This window comes from Winogradskyella sp. Asnod2-B02-A (assembly GCF_045063645.1).
Lineage (GTDB): Bacteria > Bacteroidota > Bacteroidia > Flavobacteriales > Flavobacteriaceae > Winogradskyella.
In genome coordinates this window covers 1-5,713 of the sequence record NZ_JBEFOG010000014.1, presented here as the reverse complement: position 1 = coordinate 5,713, position 5,713 = coordinate 1, and the positions used below count along the sequence as shown (strand labels likewise).

The 5,713-nt window shown below is 31.8% G+C and carries 5 protein-coding genes; all 5 read left to right on the top strand.

Features of this window, described 5'->3' with window-relative positions; all coding sequences use genetic code 11:
• The first annotated feature begins 1,533 nt into the window (after positions 1-1,533).
• Positions 1,534-1,815, top strand: a complete 282-nt coding sequence (locus tag ACJJVO_RS00280) for a hypothetical protein (RefSeq protein WP_405569002.1) — start codon at positions 1,534-1,536, stop codon at positions 1,813-1,815.
• A 3-nt stretch (positions 1,816-1,818) separates the two neighbouring features.
• Positions 1,819-2,199: a hypothetical protein gene (locus ACJJVO_RS00275; protein ID WP_405568999.1), complete on the top strand. Its 381-nt coding sequence runs from the start codon at positions 1,819-1,821 to the stop codon at positions 2,197-2,199.
• 170 nt (positions 2,200-2,369) lie between these two features.
• On the top strand, positions 2,370-2,852 hold the full coding sequence (locus tag ACJJVO_RS00270; RefSeq protein WP_405568997.1) for a hypothetical protein: 483 nt from the start codon (positions 2,370-2,372) through the stop codon (positions 2,850-2,852).
• A gap of 734 nt (positions 2,853-3,586) precedes the next feature.
• Complete coding sequence (locus ACJJVO_RS00265; RefSeq protein ID WP_405568995.1) at positions 3,587-4,366, top strand: DUF6090 family protein; 780 nt, start codon at positions 3,587-3,589, stop codon at positions 4,364-4,366.
• A gap of 154 nt (positions 4,367-4,520) precedes the next feature.
• Positions 4,521-5,465: a helix-turn-helix domain-containing protein gene (locus ACJJVO_RS00260; protein ID WP_405568993.1), complete on the top strand. Its 945-nt coding sequence runs from the start codon at positions 4,521-4,523 to the stop codon at positions 5,463-5,465.
• Positions 5,466-5,713 lie beyond the last annotated feature (248 nt).

The window sequence follows — 5,713 nt, the reverse complement described above, 5'->3', positions numbered from 1 at the left end:
AGCGGATTGTGGTTAGTGAATGAACTATGGAAACAGTCTTTATCGGAAAACGAATTAACTGAATTAAAACGAATAATATAAAGCACTACTTACAACACCGTATATAATTTATTGCTGGCTTCTTGCCTACTTGCGAAAGTCCTCGCGGACTTTCTTGGTCGGTAATTATTTACTAAATTAGGTGCTTGAAACACGCAACAAACCATATACAAAACCGTTAACTACAAGTTTGCCAGACCAATAAACATCCTTCAAAGATTGATACATTTTAACTTCCAATATTAGAAAATCACTCTGCGGAATCACTCAATCTGAAAAGTATTGTGCATAATAAATAGACCAATTATTATTTAGATTTTAAAAGATTAATCGAGAAAACCAAGAAACAGCTCACTCTACTCTGTTTGAATTTTAAAAGAACCAATTAAATTTTAGATTAAAAAGATTGATTTAGAAAACCAACTCTGAAAAGAAACGTGTATCGTTACGGCTGAACTGTGCGTGATTGAACTAAAACGACCAAGATAATTTAAGGTTAAAAAGATAAATCGAGAAAACCAAGAAACAGCTCACTCTACTCTGATTGAAATTTAAAAAAACCAATAAATTTTAGATTAAAAAGATTGATTTAGAAACCAACTCTGAAAAGAAACATGTATCGTTACGGCTAAAATGTACGCGATTGAACTTATCGGAATTGATACTGAACAAGAAAACGGAACAACATCCTAAAACTGTTGATTGACTTTTAAGGACATCAGATTGTTTCGAATAAACTTTAGACATCTGAATTCCAAATAAACTAAAAAACCTGTAGTTAACAACGTGTATAATTAATTGCTAGGTTCTCGCTTACTTACGAAAAGCCCTTCGGCTTTTCTATTCCGTTTTTATTTGCTAATTTTAGTGTTTAAACCACGCAACTAACCATACACAAAACCGTTAACTGTAATAACGCAGCGCAACCAAATTCGGAACTTTAAGCAAAAAAAAACAAGTTGCTTAAGCCGAATTGAATGCAAAAAACTCACTCGAATTCTGAATTTTAAAACGTTAGATTAATAAACACAACGCACGAATTTCTCACTCGAAATCTGAATAAAAATACGTTGGAATTTTAGCTCGTTTGATTAATTGGAATTGGAATCTCACTCAATCCGAATTCTCACTCAAATCCGAATTGAAAACTGCAGAAATTCACTCAGTCGGAATTTTAGCAAGTTTGCAAAAGCCGAACTTAACGGAAATCGAGCATCGCTCGATTTTTTTTTTATAAATTAGAGGTTTAATAATTAAAATTAATTCAGAATCATCGGAATATAAATATTGTGGAATATCAAGAAATCGAAAATACTCAAACAAATAAAAACCAAGTAATTACTACAGTTAACACCGTGTATAATTAATTGCTTTATAGAGCTTACGTACGAAAATCCTCTCGGATTTTCTATTCGGTAAATATTTAGTAACTTAGTTGCCAAACCACGCAACTAACTCATACACAACCACGTTGTACACCATTTGACGAAACCAATGATATTCTTAATTGACATAGTAGATTCCGAACACCAAGTAGTTGTTTACGAGAACATTCCTGATTTAATTCAACGAGTAGAATGGCAAGATATATTTGAGGGAAAATCAGTCATTATTGATGAAAATGGAACGGAATACGAATGGGATTCTAATAAAAGAGACGAAATCGGAACTGTACACGATTACACTATTATTCCGACTTCAAGAGTTTCAGAATTTATTACCGAATGCTTAAAAAGAGTAAGAGCTGAACAGAATATTTATGAATTTAATTTTTAGAATATGAGTTGGGATATTGTACTTTTTAATTCAAGACAAAAAATAAATACTGTTGCGGAATTGGACGAAAACCAACTTGAACCGACTGATTTTGATGGAATTTTGGAAAGCTCATTTGACCAAATAAAAAAAGATGATAATCACAGAGAAATAATCGGAACTGATTTTACAATTGACTTTATTGTTCATAATGAACCTGTGAGCAACACAATGTTAAGTTTATATGGAGAAAATGGACTTTATGAACTTATTGAATTGGCGAAAAAGCATAATTGGCAGATTTATGACTCTGGAATTGGAGAAATGATTGACTTGAAAAATCCAGAGAAAAACGGATTTGAAAATCACAGAAAATATGTGGAACAAATACTCAATCGGAAATAAAAAAAACGGTGTACAACACCGTGTATAATTAATTGCTTGGTTCTAGCCTACTTGCGAAAATTCCTGCGGAATTTCCTCTGGTTCGTTCCATTTTTGCTAAATTAGTTGCTTAACCACGCAACTAACCATACACAACAACGTTGTACGCAAGCTGAAAAACTCACTCAAATTTGAAAAAAAAGATAATATTTGGAATTTTAGCCTTTATAATCGGAATTGGAATTGCTCTCTATTCCGAATCATTTTTTCGTGATATAATTCAAGATATTTATAGATGGTCAACATCTGATAAAATAAAATTTGTTGGAAAAAATATGTATATTTTCTCGAACAAAACTTACTACATTACACTTGGAATAGTTCCTTTGATTTTAACACTCGAAAATCTAAATCAAAAATTGACTCAAGTGCTGAAAAGTGGAATTATATGTGTTCTGATTTTTTCAATTCTGTTAATCGGAATTTCAGCAATTGGCGCCAATCTAAAAATTGTGGAATGTACAGCTTGTGATGACGGAATCAGAAAACTGCATTGGAATGAAATAAATTACGGATTAATAATTGGAACAAGTGCAATCATTTCGATTATACCTAGTCTGATAAGAATAATAAAATGGAGGAAAAAGCCTGCGTACAACACCGTGTATAATTAATTGCTAGGTTCTTCCCTACTTGCGAATATTCCTGCGGAATATTCACAGGTTCGTAAAAGTTTGCTAACTTAGTTGTTTAACCACGCAACTAACCATACACAAACACGTTGCCCACAAGTATCCCAAACCAACAAACATCGTACTTTCATTAATATCTTTAGTTATTTACGAACGAAAAACAATCTGAACGTGACAAATTTTACACTGGACTTTTTTCTCGTGCGGAATTGCGGGACGTGAAAAATATTACGCTTGAATTTCCGCTCGCCCAACTTCAGATCATCACATCGAAAATTTAGAAAACCATCAACTTCCGGCTGATTAGCAATTCCGCTAAACGTTACGGCTGAATTTTACGAAATTGGATTTGCCCAACTTTTGTCAATTGCATCGAAAATATAGCAATCCTACAACTTTTGGCTGAATATCAGAATCGCTAAACATTCGTAAAAAAAATTGGTTTATAAATCGGAGATTTTTTTTTGATTTTTAAGTAAAAAAGCAGATTACGTATAAATCAACAACGCACGAATATATTGCGCCTGAAAAACAAATGCGTGAAAAACAAATACCTGATGGGCAACACCGTGTATAATTTATAGCTGCTTCTCGCCTACTTACGAAAAACCGCTGGTTTTTCTTATTTTGGGTTTTATTTGCTAAATTACGTGCTTACAACACGCTACAAATCATACACAAAACCGTTGTGCTTCATTATGACCAATCAATAACCAATGATAAATTTCTTTAGAAAAATACGTTACGAACTTATGGAGAAAAACAAAACTGGAAAGTATTTTAAATACGCCATTGGAGAAATTGTGCTAGTGGTAATTGGAATTTTAATTGCTCTACAGATAAATAATTGGAATGAGAATAGAAAGCTGGAAAACAACAAAAACAACCTCATGCTAGCCTTAAAAAAGGAATTGCTTAACAATAAAAATGAGTTGGATAATTACCTACTTGGAATACATGAAAGTAATAGTAAATTTAATAAAGTGCTTCTGTATTCAGTAGGAGATTATGCCATTCCTATTGATAGTCTAAAGTATTATCTGTCTGAAATGATTTATGATAGAACATTATCTTTATTGAATTCGGTTCAAGAAGAAGCAATTAATTCTGGTAAATTTGAAATGCTAAGTGATAGCTTAAAGCAGAACTTGTCTAAACTAAAAGACTATACTAGTTCTAGAAACGCAATTACCGACAGGAGAACTGATATGCTATATGTTGATAATGATAATAAGATCGTAAATTTAATGGCTAGATTATACATGCTTCCCGTAATTCCAGAAGAATATTTAATTCATCCATTAATTCCAACACATCCTAATTTTTTATTAAGCAATAAGGAATTATCAGCTCTAGTTAAAGATCCTGACACCTATCTAACATTAAATAAAATATATTTAAATCATGCGGCCGATGAAGTTTGGCTTAAATATGGTCTTGTTAGATTAACAAATAAAACTATTGCAATAATTGACAATGAATTGAATGAAAAATAACGAAAGCACAACACCGTGTATAATTCATTGCTGGTTTTAGCCTACTTACGAAAGTCCTCGCGGACTTTCTATCTGTGATTTATTTGCTAAATTAGTTGCTTAAACACGCAACGAAATCATACACAAACACGTTGTAGTGCATTAAAATCAACCTATGAAAATTAAACAAACATTCAAAACTCTAACGAAAATCACGAAAGATTTTTTAAAATCTGGAGAGAATGAAAAGGTTGATTATAAAAGAGACTTAAAAGGATTAAAATCCGAGGATTTAGTAGCTTTTGCTAATTCAGATAATGGAGGTACAATTCTAATTGGAGTCGATGAAAAATCAAACGGAAAAACGCAAGTAGGGGAAATTTATGGTTGTGATACTTCTGACAAGTCAAGACTTGTTATTATGTCTAAAGCTTTAGCTTGTATTCCACCAATTTCACTATCAATTTTTATTGAAAACACCAATGAAAAACCAATATTTAGATTAGAAATTCCAAGTGGAATACAAAAACCTCATTGTACAAGCGGAGGAACATATAAAATTAGAAAAGATGGCAGAAATTCAGTTTTAACACCAAATGAAATTCTTGATATTTATTTAATTAAAGAAGCAAAGAAATTCAATAAGCAATTTAAAAAAGCGACTAAAAATCTTGTTGAGAATATTGACAATGTTACATCAACAATTGATTTTATGCAATCCAATATTAGTTCAAAAGTCGAGAATATATCCAACTTATTAGAATGGACTGAAAGTTCAGCTTCTGACACTAATAGTACAGTTGACACAATAGATTCTTACGTCAGAACTATACTCAAAGAACAAAGGAATATTGATATTCGAGTAGAATCAATAATAGAACACAACGAAATAAAAGACCCAGTAAGATTAAGATATATGAGTAAAGTTGCTGAAAATCTAATTGGGGAATATGAAAAGGACGAGGAACTTTTTCAGAAAGCATTAAAAGGAGAAATATCATTTGAAGATGATTCTAAATGGAATTTAACTGATGAGGATAAGAAATTAATAATTCAACGTTCAGCAGAATTTTTGAATGAAAAAAGAAATCCTAAAAAAGATACAGACGAAGAAGAATAACGCACTACAACACTGTATATAATTTATTGCTAGTTCTAGCCTACTTACGAAAATCCTCGCGGATTTTCTATTCGGTTTTTATTTGCTAAATTAGGTGCTTAAACCACGCAACAAACCATATACGTATTCCAAGATCAAATCCTAGTAAAATTTAGTTTTATTTTTTAAGCTGCATATTGCTGAAGGACCACATACGGTGTTCCTCTTTTTACCACGGCAAATGCCCTAGCTATCAACTTATTCCTAAC

Excerpts from the sequence above, each read along its gene's own strand:
- ACJJVO_RS00280 (WP_405569002.1), top strand. The coding sequence starts at position 1,534 with ATGATATTCTTAATTGACATAGTAGATTCCGAACACCAAGTAGTTGTT.
- ACJJVO_RS00275 (WP_405568999.1), top strand. The coding sequence starts at position 1,819 with ATGAGTTGGGATATTGTACTTTTTAATTCAAGACAAAAAATAAATACT.
- ACJJVO_RS00265 (WP_405568995.1), top strand. The coding sequence starts at position 3,587 with ATGATAAATTTCTTTAGAAAAATACGTTACGAACTTATGGAGAAAAAC.
- ACJJVO_RS00260 (WP_405568993.1), top strand. The coding sequence starts at position 4,521 with ATGAAAATTAAACAAACATTCAAAACTCTAACGAAAATCACGAAAGAT.